The sequence below is a fragment of the Micromonospora sp. DT43 genome, from assembly GCF_049841645.1.
GTDB lineage: Bacteria > Actinomycetota > Actinomycetes > Mycobacteriales > Micromonosporaceae > Micromonospora.
Map to the genome: position 1 here is coordinate 265720 of NZ_JBNCKR010000001.1, position 14590 is coordinate 280309.

14 protein-coding genes are annotated in these 14590 nt (G+C 72.9%); 6 read left to right on the forward strand and 8 right to left on the reverse strand.

The features are described 5' to 3' along the window. Positions 1–63: 63 nt before the first annotated feature. Positions 64–3096 carry a LuxR C-terminal-related transcriptional regulator gene (locus ACLQ26_RS01245; RefSeq protein ID WP_425742705.1) on the forward strand — a complete coding sequence of 1011 codons (3033 nt, stop codon included), beginning with the start codon at positions 64–66 and terminating at the stop codon, positions 3094–3096. Between the two features lie 35 nt (positions 3097–3131). Here the strand turns inward: ACLQ26_RS01245 and ACLQ26_RS01250 are convergent, their stop codons facing one another. From ACLQ26_RS01250 to ACLQ26_RS01260, 3 genes are all read right to left on the reverse strand, one after another. Further along, the gene (locus tag ACLQ26_RS01250) at positions 3132–3680 is read right to left on the reverse strand and encodes a DsbA family protein (protein ID WP_425742706.1); all 549 of its coding nucleotides are present in this window, start codon (positions 3678–3680) and stop codon (positions 3132–3134) included. Beyond that, positions 3677–4174, reverse strand: a complete 498-nt coding sequence (locus ACLQ26_RS01255) for a redoxin domain-containing protein (RefSeq protein WP_425742707.1) — start codon at positions 4172–4174, stop codon at positions 3677–3679. Before ACLQ26_RS01255 ends, ACLQ26_RS01250 begins: the two co-directional genes overlap by 4 nt. A gap of 126 nt (positions 4175–4300) precedes the next feature. Beyond that, entirely contained in the window at positions 4301–4987 is a 687-nt protein-coding gene (locus ACLQ26_RS01260; protein WP_425742709.1) for a BON domain-containing protein, read from the reverse strand. Between the two features lie 420 nt (positions 4988–5407). On the opposite strand from ACLQ26_RS01260, the gene ACLQ26_RS01265 reads away from it, so the two are divergent. Then, the gene (locus tag ACLQ26_RS01265) at positions 5408–8083 is read left to right on the forward strand and encodes a cellulose binding domain-containing protein (RefSeq protein WP_425742710.1); all 2676 of its coding nucleotides are present in this window, start codon (positions 5408–5410) and stop codon (positions 8081–8083) included. A gap of 175 nt (positions 8084–8258) precedes the next feature. Here the strand turns inward: ACLQ26_RS01265 and ACLQ26_RS01270 are convergent, their stop codons facing one another. Together ACLQ26_RS01270 and ACLQ26_RS01275 are read right to left on the reverse strand one after the other, a co-directional pair. After that, positions 8259–8666 carry a hypothetical protein gene (locus tag ACLQ26_RS01270; RefSeq protein WP_363683418.1) on the reverse strand — a complete coding sequence of 136 codons (408 nt, stop codon included), beginning with the start codon at positions 8664–8666 and terminating at the stop codon, positions 8259–8261. Positions 8667–8805: 139 nt separating this feature from the next. Next, a complete protein-coding gene (locus ACLQ26_RS01275; RefSeq protein ID WP_167626067.1) occupies positions 8806–8946 on the reverse strand; it encodes a hypothetical protein in 141 nt (46 codons plus the stop codon). A gap of 399 nt (positions 8947–9345) precedes the next feature. Here ACLQ26_RS01275 and ACLQ26_RS01280 point away from each other — a divergent pair, with 399 nt between their 5' ends. Further along, a complete protein-coding gene (locus tag ACLQ26_RS01280) occupies positions 9346–9708 on the forward strand; it encodes an STAS domain-containing protein (RefSeq protein WP_007463546.1) in 363 nt (120 codons plus the stop codon). Between the two features lie 19 nt (positions 9709–9727). On the opposite strand, the gene surE is transcribed toward ACLQ26_RS01280, so the two are convergent. Both surE and ACLQ26_RS01290 read right to left on the reverse strand, forming a co-directional pair. Beyond that, positions 9728–10555 carry a 5'/3'-nucleotidase SurE gene (gene surE, locus ACLQ26_RS01285; RefSeq protein ID WP_425742711.1) on the reverse strand — a complete coding sequence of 276 codons (828 nt, stop codon included), beginning with the start codon at positions 10553–10555 and terminating at the stop codon, positions 9728–9730. Continuing rightward, complete coding sequence (locus tag ACLQ26_RS01290; protein WP_425742712.1) at positions 10552–11529, reverse strand: 1-phosphofructokinase family hexose kinase; 978 nt, start codon at positions 11527–11529, stop codon at positions 10552–10554. The genes surE and ACLQ26_RS01290 overlap by 4 nt, the downstream gene beginning before the upstream one ends. 172 nt (positions 11530–11701) lie before the next feature. Between ACLQ26_RS01290 and ACLQ26_RS01295 the strand changes: the two genes are divergently transcribed. Beyond that, positions 11702–12169: an SRPBCC family protein gene (locus tag ACLQ26_RS01295; RefSeq protein ID WP_425742713.1), complete on the forward strand. Its 468-nt coding sequence runs from the start codon at positions 11702–11704 to the stop codon at positions 12167–12169. Between the two features lie 136 nt (positions 12170–12305). Here ACLQ26_RS01295 and ACLQ26_RS01300 read toward each other — a convergent pair whose 3' ends face one another. Further along, on the reverse strand, positions 12306–12821 hold the full coding sequence (locus tag ACLQ26_RS01300) for a hypothetical protein (RefSeq protein ID WP_425742714.1): 516 nt from the start codon (positions 12819–12821) through the stop codon (positions 12306–12308). 251 nt (positions 12822–13072) lie between these two features. On the opposite strand from ACLQ26_RS01300, the gene ACLQ26_RS01305 reads away from it, so the two are divergent. Together ACLQ26_RS01305 and ACLQ26_RS01310 are read left to right on the forward strand one after the other, a co-directional pair. Then, positions 13073–13909 carry an alpha/beta fold hydrolase gene (locus tag ACLQ26_RS01305; protein ID WP_425742715.1) on the forward strand — a complete coding sequence of 279 codons (837 nt, stop codon included), beginning with the start codon at positions 13073–13075 and terminating at the stop codon, positions 13907–13909. After that, positions 13902–14492, forward strand: coding sequence for a TetR/AcrR family transcriptional regulator (locus ACLQ26_RS01310; protein WP_425742716.1), 591 nt, complete (start codon positions 13902–13904; stop codon positions 14490–14492). Before ACLQ26_RS01305 ends, ACLQ26_RS01310 begins: the two co-directional genes overlap by 8 nt. The last annotated feature ends 98 nt before the right edge of the window (positions 14493–14590 follow it).

Here is a 14590-nt window from a genome sequence, read left to right on the forward strand (position 1 = left end):
CCTCCCGGTCCACGTCCCCCGATCGTCGGTCCCGCCCGGGTGAAGCGGGCTCGCCCGGAAGGGGTGAACCGGTTCCCGCCGGGTAACCGCTCGCCGACCGGGGGTGGAACGCGTCGGTGGGGGTGGGGCCGGGTGCCGGAACAGCAGGATCGTGCGCGGATCGGCACGGCACCGGAACGCCGGGGGGAGCAGCAGCCGCTGCTGGCGTCCCGGCTGACCCCTACCGTGCCGCCCGAGCCTGTGGTGGCCCGGCCCCGCCTGCTGCGCCGCCTCGACGAGGGCGTCGCCGGCCCGGTCACCCTGGTCGCCGCGCCCGCCGGCTGGGGCAAGACCACCCTGCTCGCCTCCTGGGTCCGGCTGACCGAGCCCGGTTCCGCGTCCGCGCCGGCCTGGGTTTCGGTGGAGGCCGGCGACGACGGCGACCGGCTGTGGGCGTACCTGGCGGCGGCGCTGCGCACCGCCACCGGGGCGGCCGACGACGACCTGGTGACGCCGCTGCCCACCGGCCCGCCCCGCCCCGACCAGCTGGAACTGCTGGCGGCCGGGCTCGCCGCCGCCGAGCAGCCGGTGCTGCTGGTCCTGGACGACCTGCACCGGATCACCGACCCGGCGGCGCTGACCGGGTTGGAGTTCCTGCTGCGGCACTCCGAGCAGCGGCTGCACCTGGTGGTGGGGGCGCGGGCCGGGCTGCCACTGGCCCTGCACCGGCTGCGCCTGGCCGGCGAGCTCACCGAGATCGGCCCGGACGAGTTGGCCTTCACCGACGACGAGGTGGCCGACCTGCTGACCGCACACGGCGCGCCACTGCCGGCGGCCGCGGTGCGTCGACTGCGCGAGCGCACCGGGGGCTGGCCGGCCACGCTGCGGATCGCCGCGCTGGCGTTGCGCGGGCAGCCCGACCCGGAGCGCTGGGTGGGGCAGTTCGGCGGCGACCAACCGGAGATCGCCGGCTATCTGCACGAGGAGGTGCTGGCCGCCGTCGACCCGGCCGACCGGGACCTGCTGCGCCGTACGGCCCTCGCCGAGACCGTCTGCGCCGACCTCGCCGAGGCGTTGACCGGCCGCGTGGACGCCGGGCGGGCCCTGGCCGACCTGGCCGGGGCCGGCGGCCTGCTGCACCCGGAGGGCACCCGCCCGCCCTGGTACCGCTGCGACCCGCTGCTCGCCGACCTGCTCCGCGCCGAGCTGGCCCGGCTGCCCGCCGACGAGGTGCGGGAGCTGCACGCGCGGGCGGCCGACTGGTACGCGGGCGCCAACCGCCCGGTCGACGGGCTGCGGCACGCCCTCGCCGCCGGCCGGTGGGACCTGGCCGGTGACCTGTTCGTCGCGCACTGGCCCGAGTTGACCCGCTACGACAGCGATCCGGTCAGCGAGGCGTCATCGTCCCCACCGCCGTCCCCGCCGCCGGAGGTGGTGCACGCCGACCCGGAGGTGGCCCTGGCCTGCGCCGCCGAGCGGGCGTACGCCGGTGACCTGCCCGCCGCGGCCGGCCACCTGCGCACCGCCGCCGGGTACGCCGGCGCGCTGCCCGTACCGCGACGGGACCGGTTCCTGCGGTTGGCCACCGCGCTGGAGCTGACTCTCGCCCGGCTCGCCGGTGACCTGCCGCAGGCGCGTGCCGCCGCCGCCCGGCTGCTGCGCACCCGCCCGCCCGGCGGCCCACCGGATCGCCAGGCGTCGCGGGTGCCGGAGCGCGCGCCAGCCGGCTCACCGGATCGTGAGGACGCGCAGAGCCCGGCGCGGGCGGCGGCGGGCTCGGCACAGCGTCAGGCGGCCGGGATCTCCGCCGGTTCGGACGCCGACGACGCCGACCTGCGGGCGTTCACGGGCACCGCGCTGGGGCTCGTCGAGCTGTCCGCCGGCGCGCTGCCCGACGCGCGGTTCGTCCGGGCCCGGACGGCGGCCCGGGAGGCCGGTCGGCCCCGCACCGAACTCGTCGGGGCCAGCCGGTCGGCGCTCCTGCTCGCCGTCCGCGGTGACCTGCGCGCAGCCGAGGTGGCGGCCCGCGACGCCCTGGGCATGCCGCCCTGCCGGGGCTGGTCCTGCCGGCTCGACTGCGGCTACGCGTACCTGGCGTTGGCGGTCGTGGCCCTGCATCGTGACCAGCCCGACGAGGCTGCCGCGAACCTCGCGCTCGCCGCCCCGGCAACCGGCGCCGCCGCCACTGTCGGAGTGGCCGGTGCGGCGGGCGCTGCGGCCGTGAACAACGCGGCCGGCGCGGTCGAGGCGCGCGGCGCGGACGGCTTTGCGAGGGCGGGCCCCGATTGGTCGGGGTCGAGCGGGGAGCCGGTGGCGGCGGCGGTCTTCGCGCTGTGTCGCGCGTGGCTCGACCGGGACGCCGGCGACCCGGCGGCCGCCCAGCGGCTGCTCGCCCGCGCCCGGGAGGCCCTGCCCGACGGGCCGACCGCCGCCGAACTGTCGAGTCTGGTGCGGGCGGCCGAGGTCGAGACGCGGGCCGAGCGAGGTGATCTGGACAGCGCCCGGGACCTGCTCGCCGGTGTCACCGGCGACGCGGCCACACCGGCGCTCGACGTGGCCCTGACCCGGGTGGAGCTGCGGGCAGGGGACCTGAGCGCCGCCGGGCGGGCGTTGCCGGACTGGCAGGCCCCGTCCGCCGCCGCCTGGCCCCTTCCGGTACGCCTGGACGCCGGCCTGCTGGAGGCGGTGCTCGCCGAGCGGGCCGGGGACGGACGCCGGGCCGGGCGCGTCCTGGAGCAGGTGCTGGACCTGGCCGGCCCGCAGGGCTGCCGACGGGCGTTCACCCGGGCTCAGCCGTCGGTGCGGGACCTGCTGGCCGCTCACCTGGATGCGGGAACCGCGCACTTCTCGCTTGTCAGTGACCTGGTGCGGGGCGTCGAGGAGAGCGCCCCCCGGCCGACGGCCGAGCCCGGTGGCCTCCTAGACGAGTCGCTCACCGAGCGGGAGCTGACCATCCTGCGGTACCTGCAGAGCATCCTGTCCAACGTGGAGATCGCCGCCGAGCTGTCGCTGTCGGTCAACACGGTGAAGACGCACGTGCGCAACATCTACCGAAAGCTCGGCGCGACCCGCCGGCGCGAGGCGGTCCGGCGGGCGCGCGAGCTGCGGCTGATCTGAGCGACTCGGGAGCCGCCCGGATCGGCTGCGACGGGTCAGGCGTTCGCCGCCGCGTCCACGGCCGCCAGCAGGTCGGGCAGGTCGTACCCGCCGTCGTGCCGTACGTCGTTGACGAAGAGCGTAGGCGTGCCGTTGACCCCACTGCGGATGCCGCCGACGAAGTCCCGACGGACCCGGTCGGCGAACGTCCGGCGCTCCACCTCGCCGTTCAGCTCGTCCGGCGGCAGCCCGAGCTGCTCGACGCCGAGCGAGAGGTGCACCGGGTCCAGCTGGTCCTGGTGCTCGTACAGCCAGTCGTGCATCTCCCAGAACTTCCCCCGCGCCGCGGCGGCCTCCGCCGTTTCCGCCGCCCGCTCGGCGTACGGGTGGACGTTCGCGATGGGAAAGTAGCGGTAGACAAGCCGTACCGTGTCGGCGCGCTGACGCAGCAACTCGTGCAGGTTCGGGTACGCGGCACCGCAGAACCGGCACTGGAAGTCGCCGTACTCGATGACAGTCACCGCGGCGTTGGACGGGCCGCGGACGTGGTCCTCGGCGGTCACCGGTTCCCGGAGCCGGGCGGTGACCTGAAGTGGGGTGGTCATCCGGCCATCACCTTTCGATCGCGAGCGAGGTTGTCCAGCGCGTCGAAGATCCCGTCCGCGCCCGGGTTGACGTCGAGGGCCGACAGGTAGCTCCACGCCACCGTCCCGGCCTGGTCGAGCACCACAAGCGCGCGGGCCGCCTCGCCCCGCGAGGTGTACGCGCCGTATCGGCGGGCCACCTCACCCTTGGGCTCGAAGTCGGACAGCAGCGGGAAGGTGATGCCCTGGCTCTCGGCGAACGCCCGGTGCGACCAGACGCTGTCCACCGAGATGCCGAGCACCATCGCCTGGTACTGGTCGAACACCGGTGCCGCCGCCTGGTAGAGCGACATCTGGTCCCCACAGACGGGGCTCCAGTCGGCGGGGTAGAAGGCGAGCACGACCGGGCGACCCCGGAACTGCTCGGGGCCGGTCTGGCGCCCGTCCGGAGTGCTCGGCAGGGTGAAGCCGGGCGCGGGGCGCCCGGGTTGGATCAGCCCGTTCGGATCACTCATGCACCCAGCCTGCTCCCGGGACGGGTGAGGCCGGCTCACCCGTCCCGGGTGGTTCCGCGCTGCCTGTGGCGCTGACGCCGCCACGTCCGGCGTCTGCCAGCCGGCGTTGACGCGACAGCGGTCGGCTCAGCGCAGAACCGGTGCGACCGCGATGTGGTTCTGGACCTCCCGGATGCCCGGCGCGGACCAGGCCACCTGCTCCACCTCGGCGCGTTCGGGCATCGAGTGCACCAGTCCGGCGAGTACTGCCGTGTCGCCGTGCACCCGGACGGTGATCCGCTCGGCCTCGGTGGCGCCGGCCCGGGCCAGCGCGTCCACGATCCGGCCGGCCACGTTCGCGCCGTCCGGCGGCGCGCTCGGTCGGACGGTGATGCCGTTGCTGACCCCACGGACGCCGGTGAGCCGGCCGACCGCCCGTTCGGCGGCCCGGCGCTGGTACTCCCACTCGACGTCACCGTGCAGCGTCACCCAGCCGGCCGAGACGGTGACCTGGAGTTTCTCGATGGGCACGAACGCGTCCCACTCCAGGGCGTTGCCTGCCGCGGCGGCCAGATCCGGGTCGGCGCGCTCATCGCTGCCGGACAACTGCACGGTCAGGTCGTTGGCGACCGCCCGGACCCCGACCACCCGGTGCGCTGCCCGTTCCCCGGCCCACTTCTTCGCGTAGCTGTCCACCCGCCCGGTCAACGTGACGACGCCCTCGGCGACGGTCACGCCGATCTCGTGCGGCTGCACCCGGGGTTCCCAGGTCAACTCGTCGAGTACGGCGGACTGGATGTCCTGGTCGGTACGCGTGATCGTCGCGATGGCCATCGGCCCTCCCTCCGCTGCGTGCACTGGCTGGCGGACCGGGTGACGACCGTGGCCGGCAGGCCCGCCGGGGTCCGATCGTGCCGGTGACGCGGGTGAGCGGGCCTCACCCGATGGGGGCGACGGACCCGCCGGACCTGCCCGGGTCGCCCGTCGACCGGGTACTGCCGTCGATGATGGGAGCGCTTCCATAGCGGCGTCGAATCGGTTAAGGTGAGTGAGTTCCTCGATTGCGGGAGCCTCGCGTCGGGTGGTTGGAGCAAGGGCAAGCTCCGATCCGTCCCCGCGTCGTCGTCCGTCCCCCGGGCCACGACGCGCCACGTTCGGTCGATCCGTCCCCACGTCGCGTGCCCGTCCCCCGGGCCACGACGACACAGCGGTCGATCCCGTCTCCCGGGTCTCCACCCCCGAGAGGAACCACAGATGCCCAGATCACTGACCGGCGCTCTGGTGTCGGCGTTGGCCGTCGCGGCGGCCGTCGTGGCGGTCCCCATCACCGCCGCGGGCTCGGTGCCGGCCCCGGCCGCCGCCGAGGCGTACACCTGGCGCAACGTCCCGGTCGGCGGCGGCGGCTTCGTGCCCGGCATCGTCTTCAACCCCACCGAGAAGAACCTGATCTACGCCCGGACGGACATCGGCGGCGCCTACCGCTGGGAGCAGTCCAGCCAGTCGTGGACGCCGCTGCTCGACTGGGTCGGCGCGGACCGTTGGGGCTACAACGGCGTGGTCAGCATCGCCACCGACCCGGTGCAGACCAACCGGGTGTACGCGGCGGTCGGCATGTACACCAACGGCTGGGACCCGAACAACGGCGCGATCCTGCGCTCCACCGACAAGGGCGCCACCTGGCAGGCCACCGAGTTGCCGTTCAAGAACGGCGGCAACATGCCGGGCCGGGGCATGGGTGAGCGGCTGGCCGTCGACCCCAACCGGAACAACATCGTCTACTACGGCGCCGAGGGCGGCAACGGCCTGTGGCGCAGCACCGACTACGGGGCGACCTGGGGCCGGGTCACCGCCTTCCCCAACGCCGGCAACTACCGGGCCGACCCCAGTGACCCGAACGGCTACAACGGGCAGAACCAGGGCCTCACCTGGGTCAGCTTCGACAAGAGCACCGGCGCCGCCGGCTCCACCACCCAGACGATCTACGTGGGCGTGGCGGACAAGGAGAATCCGGTCTACCGCAGCACCGACGGCGGTGTCACCTGGTCGCGCATTCCCGGGCAGCCCACCGGCTACCTGGCGCACAAGGGTGTCGTCGACCCGGTCGGCGGTCACCTCTACATCGCCACCAGCGACACCGGTGGCCCGTACGACGGCGGCAAGGGCGACGTCTGGAAGTTCACCCGCTCGACAGGCGCCTGGACGCGGATCAGCCCGGTGCCCTCCACCAGCGGCGACGACTACTTCGGCTACAGCGGCCTGACCATCGACCGGCAGCACCCGAACACGCTGATGGTGGCCACCCAGGTCTCCTGGTGGCCGGACGCGATCTTCTTCCGCAGTACGGACGGCGGGGCGACCTGGACCCGGATCTGGGACTTCACCAGCTACCCGCAGCGGTCCAAGCGCTACACCATGGACATCAGCTCGGTGCCCTGGCTGACCTTCGGCACCAACCCGGCGCCTCCGGAGGAGACGCCCAAGCTCGGCTGGATGAACGAGTCGGTCGAGATCGACCCGCACGACTCCAACCGGATGATGTACGGCACCGGCGCCACCATCTACGGCACCACGGACCTCACCAAGTGGGACACCGGCGGTCAGCTCACCCTCCGGCCGATGGTCCGCGGTTTGGAGGAGACCGCAGTCCTCGACCTGGTCAGCCCGCCCAGCGGCGCGCCGCTGATCAGTGCGCTCGGCGACGTCGGCGGGTTCCGCCACACCGACCTGGACACCATCCCGTCGATGCTCTTCACCCAGCCGGTCTTCACGAGCACCACCAGCCTGGACTACGCCGAGAGCAAGCCGGCCGTGCTGGTACGCGCCGGCAGCTTCACCGACGCCGACCGGCCCAACGACAGCCACGTCGCCTTCTCCACCGACGGCGGCGCGAACTGGTTCCAGGGCACCGAGCCGTCCGGGGTCAACACCGGCGGCACGGTCGCCGCGGCGGCCGACGGCAGTCGCTTCGTCTGGGCGCCCGGCGACGCCGGCCAGCGCGTCGTCTACGCGGTCGGCTTCGGCAACTCGTGGTCACCGTCCGCCGGTATCCCGGCCAACGCGATCATCGAGGCCGACCGGGTCGACCCCAACCGGTTCTACGGCTTCAGCGGCGGGCGGGTCTATCTGAGCACCAACGGCGGCGCGACCTTCACCGCCACGGCGGCGACCGGCCTGCCCACCACCGACGTCCGGTTCAAGGCGCTGCCCGGCAAGTCCGGTGAGCTGTGGCTGGCCGGGCCGGGCGGGCTGTGGCGCTCCACCGATTCCGGCGCCAGTTTCACCAAACTGGGCGGCGTCAGCGCCTCCGGCAACGTCGGCTTCGGCAAGGCGGCGCCCGGCCGGACCAACCCCGCCGTCTTCCTCTACGGCACGGTGGACGGTCAGCCCGGCGTGTACCGCTCCGACGACGGCGGCACGACCTGGGTACGCATCAACGACGACCGCCACCAGTACGGCAACCCGACCGAGGCGCTGACGGGCGACCCGCGTGTCTACGGACGTGTCTACCTCGGCACCAACGGTCGCGGCATCCTGGTCGCCGACCGCACCGGCGGTACGCCGACGACTCCGCCTCCGACGACGCCGCCTCCGACGACTCCGCCTCCGACGACGCCGCCTCCGGCTGGTGGGTGTGCGGCGGCCTATCGGGTGACCGGCTCCTGGTCGGGCGGATTCCAGGCCGAGGTGGTGGTCAGCAACCCGGGCAACCGGCCGATCGCCGGCTGGACGCTGGGCTGGACCTTCCCCAACGGCCAGCGGATCAGCCAACTCTGGGGCGGCACCCACACCCAGACCGGGGCGGTCGTCTCGGTCGTGGACAGCGGCTGGAACGGCGCACTCGGCGCCGGTGCCAGCACCACGATCGGCTTCCTCGCCTCCTGGACCGGCAGCAACGCGCCGCCGGCCACCGTGACCTGCACGAGTCGTTGACCCGGTGGCCCGGCGCCGTCCGGGCCACCCGAGAACACCGGTCCGCCGGGGATGCCTGAGGGGTCCGGCACCCCGGCGGACCGGCCCCCCATCTCGACCACCACCGCACACCGAACACAGCGAGCGGGCCCCGTCGACCAGAAGGTCGGCGAGGCCCGCTCGGGGTGTTGGAGTGTCAGTCGTCCAGGCCGACGGGGGAGTTGGGGCGGTCGACGTCGACGAACTCGACATCGTCGACCGCGCGGTCGTCCCGGCTGCCAGCGGCACGGGCAGCGGAGCCGACGGCCCAGCCGACCGCAGCGCCGACCAGCGCGGCCCCGATCAGTAGCGTCCACGGCAGCGCCGGTTGACGCCCGGCGAGCGCGTCGAAGGCGCGCGAGGCCCGACGCCGGGCCTCCTCCGCCGCGGAGCCCACCAGGTCACCCGCGCCATCGGCGAGGTCGCCGCCGCTGCGCCGCGCCGAACGGGCGGTGTCCCGCACGCTGTCTCCCGCGGAACCGACGGCGGAGAGCAGGTGCTCCCACGCCTGGTCCGCGATCCGCTCCGGCTTGCTGCGCCGGTCCAGCAGGTTGGTTCCGAACATCGTGGTTACCTCCTCGGGTGCCGAAGCCGCCGGCCACTTCGGACTTCGGCGTCTGTCCAGCGCGGCACGGTTCGCTCACTCCGCAGTGCCCCGGGCCGACGGGCCGCAAACCCACCTCGGGCGGGGCTCGGCGGCTTCCTCAGCGCACCGCCACCACTGCCACACCGCGGGCGAAGTCGTCATCGTCGTCGTCATCGTCGTCCCCGCCGCCGAAACCGCAGGCCAGAACGAGGGCGAGCAGCACGCCTACCCCGGCCAGCCCGGCCAGTCGCTTGATCATCGAAGGTCCTCTCCGTCACGGTGGGTGTCCCGGGCCGATGCTAGGTGGCGCCGGCAACCGTCCGGCCGAATCCGACCGGCGCCGTCGGGGGACCATGGTCCGACACGCCGGCCCCGTGCGGGGGCGGTGTCCGGGACGCGCCGCTTGTCGGGCGTGTCAGGCAGCGACCGTTACCCTGGTCCGGCGACGCGCCGGTTCCGACCGATCGCGGAGTGGTCAGATGACGAAAAGTATTGAATGATCAGATGCCGAAAAGTGAGGATATGGGCGACTTTGTGCGTCCGGATCCGTGAATTGCTCATCCCGAGGGGTGGCGACCGAGGCCGTCGGAGGAATACTCTCGGTCGCGGCCCGCGTACTGATGAGGCGCCCGGGGGACGGGCGGGTGGAGGTGCTCGCGTGAGCCTGTCGATCGTGAAGTCGGTCCTGTCCGGTGGTGTCGTGGAGATCGCCCCTCGGGGCGAGATCGACGTCGACACAGCGTACGAGGTGCGTGAAGCGATTGCGGAGGTGCTGGCCAAGAGCCGCCCGCTCCGCATCGAGTTGAACATGAGGCTGGTCACCTTCATCGACTCCGTCGGCATCAGCGCCATGGTCGCCGGCTTCCAGACCGCCGAGGTCAGCGGCGTCAAGCTGGTGGTCACCGAGCCGAGCCGGTTCGTGCACCGTCAGCTCTGGGTGACCGGTCTGCTCGGTCTCTTCGGCGCACCGGAGCCCTACTTCGCCGGCGCCGCCACCCCCGAGGTGCTTCCCGGCGCCTGAGCGCGGCCGCTCTCGCCCGTCATAGCTGCTCGTCCAGACCGGTCAGGTCGACGTCGGTCACCTCGGTGACCGCCCGGATGGCCGTCACCGACGCGTACCCGGCGGCCAGCAACGCCACGTCCGTGCCGGGCTGCGCGGCCTGCCCGGGCTCCTCCAACGAGGTACGCACGAAGCCGTGCCCCGACTCGGCCACCGTCATCTGCACCTGACCGAAGCTGGCCAGCGCGCCGCGACGTACACCGCGTAGCCGTCCGTGCGGCAGGTCCGGGGCGTTGACGTTGAGCACGCTCTCCGGCGGCCCGGAGGTCAGCCGGGGGAGCAGGTCCAGGGCGACCCGCGCGGCGGTGTCCCAGTGCCGTTCGGCGTCGCGTACCCGGGCGGCGGCGTCCACAGCGGCCCCGCCGCTGGCGGCCGTCGCCTCGCCCGCGGACAGCACGTCCAGCGAGACAGCCATGGCCCGGCACCCGTTCGAGGCCGCGGTGAACGCGGCGCCCACAGTGCCGGAGTGCAGCACGGCACGGCCGGCGTTGGCGCCCCGGTTGATGCCCGACAACACCACCGACGGCGGCGGGCCGAACGCGCCGTGCAGCGCGATAAGCGTGATGAAGCCGGGTGAGCCACCGACCCCGTACGCCGGCACACCCGCAAGATCGGGCAGCGGATGGTCGTGCACGACCACCCGACCGTCGCGTTCCACAGCACTCATCGCGGCGCTGGTGCCGCTGGCCTCCTCCAGCGGCGCCGCGACCACCACGTCCAGGCCCCGTCCGGCGGCGGCCAGGGCCAGCGCCTGGATGCCCGGCGCGGCGATCCCGTCGTCGTTTGTCACAAGCACCCGCAGCGTCATCGCTCGACCACCCGGTCGGCCAACTCGTCGGGGGTGGTCCGCTCCTGTTGCCGGCTGTCCGCCGGGACCAACCGGACCCGCTCCACCAGACCGGTGATGGAGTCCAGCCGTCCGGTGCCCAGACCGTGCCGGGTCACGTTCAGCGCGCCGGCGGCGGCGCCGGTGCGGATGGCGGTCCGGATGTCGCCGCCACGGGCGACCACAGCGGCCACCCCGGCGGTCATCGAGTCGCCCGCGCCGCGCGGATCGGCGGCCTCCAGCCGGGGCATCTCCACCTCGAAGAGTTCCCCGTCGATGAGTGCCAGCGCCGGCTGGTCCGCCCGGCTCACCACCACCGTCTCGGCGCCGGCGGCGTGCAGGTCGTACATCGCCCGGGTCAGCTCCGGGCCCTCCCCGCTGCGGGCGCGCCCGTCGCGGATCAGCTCCTCGTGGCTCACCTTCAGGAAGAACACGCCGCTGTCCAGCACGGCTCCCAGGTGGTCACCGGACAGGTCGACCACCACCCGGCTGCCGTTGGCGCCGAGGTCGGCGGCGAGGCGGCGGTACATGTCGGCCGGGACGAGCCACGGGGCGTTCGGGCCACTGAGGACGCTCACGTCGGCGCGCAGCCCCTCGCCGAGCGCCAGGTTGTACAACTCGTCCAGCTCGTGGCGGCTCAGTCGCTCCCCGGGCACGTCCACGATCTCCTGTCGGGACCCGCCCCGCCGATCGTGCACGTACGCGCCGCTGCCCGAGTCCCGGACCACCACCTTCAGGTCCACCCCCTCGCTGACCAGCAGGGGCTCCAGCACCTGACCGATCTCGCCGCCGAGCGCGGCGCAGAGCACCACGTCGACTCCGAGCGACTGCACCATGCGCGCCTGCCAGACGCCCTGACCGCCGGGGTGCAGGTGCAGTTCGGGCTGGTCGTTCGGCTGGTCCACCGTCACGGTCAGCTGCGGCGTGGGCGCGAAGACCATCACGTGCCCGCTCACCGGTCGTCACCGTTCATGTGCCCGTCCTCTCGTCACAACCGGTGATTTCCCATCAGCCGACCGTAATGGGAACGCTGCGCGAATAGCAGGACAACAGACGGTGTCCGTCCGGGCGTTGCCACCCTGGGCCGTGTACGGGACGATCGTGCGACCAGCGACGTCGGGAGACGGTGTGCTCAGCAGCGATACCTTCAGCTACACCGTCCAGGCCCGCTGCTCACTCGCCGAGGCGGCGGCGTTGCTGAGCGACCTGACCCGTCAGGGTGAGCTGCACCCGTTGATCGTCCGGGTCCGCCGGGTGCCGCCCCGCCCGGGCGCCCGCGCCAGCTACACGATCAACGACAGGCTCGCGGCGGGGCCGTTGCGCTTCCGCACCACCTACCAGGCCGACGTGTTGATCTGCGAGCCCGACGAGATCGTGACGGTGGCCCGCCAGTGGCCGGCCACCACCGTCCGCAACCACACCCGCCTGCGTGCCGAGCCTGACGGCCTGGTCCGGATCGACGTCGACATCACCCTGCGCGCCCCGACCCCCCTGTTCCGGTACGCCTTCCGTCAGGCCCGCGCGGCCCACCTCGCCCTGGCCGCCCGCCTCGGTGCGGCCCTGAACAGCACCCACGACGAACAAGCCCCGAGCTGACTCACCCGCGCCCCCACCCCCGGACCGCCAGCGCCCAGCGCCCGGGGTCCGCTGCGCCCGCGCCCCGGCGTTCGCCGTCTCGTGCATGATCGTGCTCGATCCAGGATGTGGCAGCCTCGCTGCGGCACGGTGGCCACTATCTCCTTGTTGTTGCGCGATCTCGTGCCACGCTCGGCGCGCCCGTGAACCGGGCGGGGCGGCGGCCCCAGGGCTTGTACGTGGAGAGCACGGTCGCGATGATCATGAGGCTGGTCGACACCGCCGGCGCGATCACCAGGTCGGCGCGGTCCCGGGCGGGGAGGGTGGCGCCCAGCGCGCTGGCGTGCCGCAGATTCGGCGTGAGCAGGAACAGCACCAGCCCGACCATCACCGTGGTGATCACGAGCTTGACCAGCACCCACCGGTAGCGCACCAGCCCCCAGGGGGTGAGCAGCGCGCTGGCGACGCCGACCAGCCAGACGAGCACGCTCAGCGGCGCGAACAGCACGGTGCCGACGAGCCCGGCGACCGGGTAGACCACGGCCGGGTCGGCGCCACGCAGTGCCGCGATGCCGAGGGTGAGCAGCACCAGGTCGGCTCCGAGCCAGCCGAGCGAGGTGATCAGGTGCAGGGTGAGCAGCGCCTTGCGGGTGGTGGGCGGGATTCGCGGCATACCGGAAATGCTCCCGGCCCGGCTCGCCCGGGTCGTCCGACCGCCGACGACGTCCCGGGTACGTCCGCTGACGTACCCGGTGCCGGCGCCCGAGATCATGTCGCGCTCACGTGAACGTCCGGACCGGTGTGGTCGATGACGGGTCGAGCGCCAAGCTGCGGGAGGGAACGGTCGAGGAAGATAGCTTGACGCGCAAAGTTAATGGCATTAACTTACAGATAGCGCCGTTAACCAATCCTGTGGAGGTCGTCATGGCCGAGTACCTGAGCATCGCCGGCAACACCCTCGCCTACGAGGTGTCCGGGCGAGGGCCGCTCGTCGTCCTGGCGCACGGCATCGGCGACAGCCGACACTCCTACCGTTTCCTCGCCCCGGCCCTGGCCGCCGTCGGATACCGCGTCGCCAACGTCGACATCCGCGGCTGCGGCGACTCCAGCCTCGGCTGGGACGGCTACAGCCGCACCGACATCGCGGGCGACCTCATCGCGGTCGTCCGTCACCTCGGCGGCCCCGCCGTGATCATCGGCCAGTCGATAAGTGGCGGTGCGGCGACCATCGCCGCAGCCACCGCGCCCGATCTGATCAACGGTGTCATCGAGCTGGCGCCGTTCACCCGCGTACAACCCTTCGATCTCGGCGGGTTGATGCGGGTGAAGCGCTTCCGCAGCGGTTACAGCCAGATGGCGCAGGTAATGGTCCGAGGAAGTCTGGCGAGCTGGAAGAAGTACCTCGACGTGGCGTACCCGGTCAAGCCCGCCGACTGGGACGCCGAGCTGACGCGCATCGAGGCGAAGCTGACGGAGCCCGGCCGGATGAAGGTTCTGCAGGCCATGTGCAAGACCAGCCCGAGCGACGCCGGCGCGCAGTTGGCAAACGTCACCTGCCCGGTCCTGGTCGTCGAGGGCAGCCTCGACCCCGACTGGGCGGACCCCCGCGCCGAGGGCGAGAAGATCATCGCTGACCTGCCCGGGAGTCTCGGTGAGCTGGCCGTCATCGAGGGTGCCGGTCACTACCCACACGTGCAGACGCCGGATCAGGTCCTGGCGCTGGCCCGGCCCTTCCTCGACAAGACACTGGCGAATGCCTAGGGCCCGGCTCACTCCGCAGTCGGTCACGGAGACCGGCGCCGCCCTGATCGATGAGATCGGCTTCGAGAACCTCAGCATGGGCCTGGTCGCCGAACGGCTCGGAGTCAAGACCCCCGCGCTCTACAAACACGTCGCCAGTCAGGCCGACCTGGCCCACCGCATCGCTGTCCGGGCCATGGCCGACTTCGCGGACGCCATTCGCGACGCCATCCAGGGAAGGGCCGGCAGCGATGCCCTCGCCGCCGGCGCGCAGGCGATGCGGACCTACGTGCGGGAACACCCCGGCCAGTACGCGGCCGGCGATGCTGCTGCCCGCCAGGCCGGACCCGACGACCCGATCATCCCCGCCGTCGAACGGGTGGTCGCCTCCTGGGCGGCCATGCTGCGCGGCTACCACCTGGAATCCAGCCAGGAGATTCACGCCCTGCGGATGCTCCGCAGCGTCCTGCACGGGTTCTCGACCCTGGAAGCAGCCGGCGGGTTCAAGTTCGACGCATCTGTCGACGACAGCTTCACCTGGATTGTCGATTTTCTCGACCGCGGCCTGCGCGACATCACGACGAGCAGCGCCCCCGCCGGCTGACGGATCGTCGACGAACCCCGACCACATCATCGCGGAGGACCGACATCAGCATCACCCGGGCACCCACGACCACCCGGACACCACCACCCGGCGGCCAC

Bases quoted from the DNA above. Each gene is read 5' to 3' on its own strand.
- ACLQ26_RS01250 (WP_425742706.1), bottom strand. From the start codon at position 3,680: ATGACCACCCCACTTCAGGTCACCGCCCGGCTCCGGGAACCGGTGACC.
- ACLQ26_RS01255 (WP_425742707.1), bottom strand. From the start codon at position 4,174: ATGAGTGATCCGAACGGGCTGATCCAACCCGGGCGCCCCGCGCCCGGC.
- ACLQ26_RS01260 (WP_425742709.1), bottom strand. From the start codon at position 4,987: ATGGCCATCGCGACGATCACGCGTACCGACCAGGACATCCAGTCCGCC.
- ACLQ26_RS01265 (WP_425742710.1), top strand. From the start codon at position 5,408: ATGCCCAGATCACTGACCGGCGCTCTGGTGTCGGCGTTGGCCGTCGCG.
- ACLQ26_RS01270 (WP_363683418.1), bottom strand. From the start codon at position 8,666: ATGTTCGGAACCAACCTGCTGGACCGGCGCAGCAAGCCGGAGCGGATC.
- ACLQ26_RS01275 (WP_167626067.1), bottom strand. From the start codon at position 8,946: ATGATCAAGCGACTGGCCGGGCTGGCCGGGGTAGGCGTGCTGCTCGCC.
- surE (WP_425742711.1), bottom strand. From the start codon at position 10,555: ATGACGCTGCGGGTGCTTGTGACAAACGACGACGGGATCGCCGCGCCG.
- ACLQ26_RS01300 (WP_425742714.1), bottom strand. From the start codon at position 12,821: ATGCCGCGAATCCCGCCCACCACCCGCAAGGCGCTGCTCACCCTGCAC.
- ACLQ26_RS01305 (WP_425742715.1), top strand. From the start codon at position 13,073: ATGGCCGAGTACCTGAGCATCGCCGGCAACACCCTCGCCTACGAGGTG.
- ACLQ26_RS01310 (WP_425742716.1), top strand. From the start codon at position 13,902: ATGCCTAGGGCCCGGCTCACTCCGCAGTCGGTCACGGAGACCGGCGCC.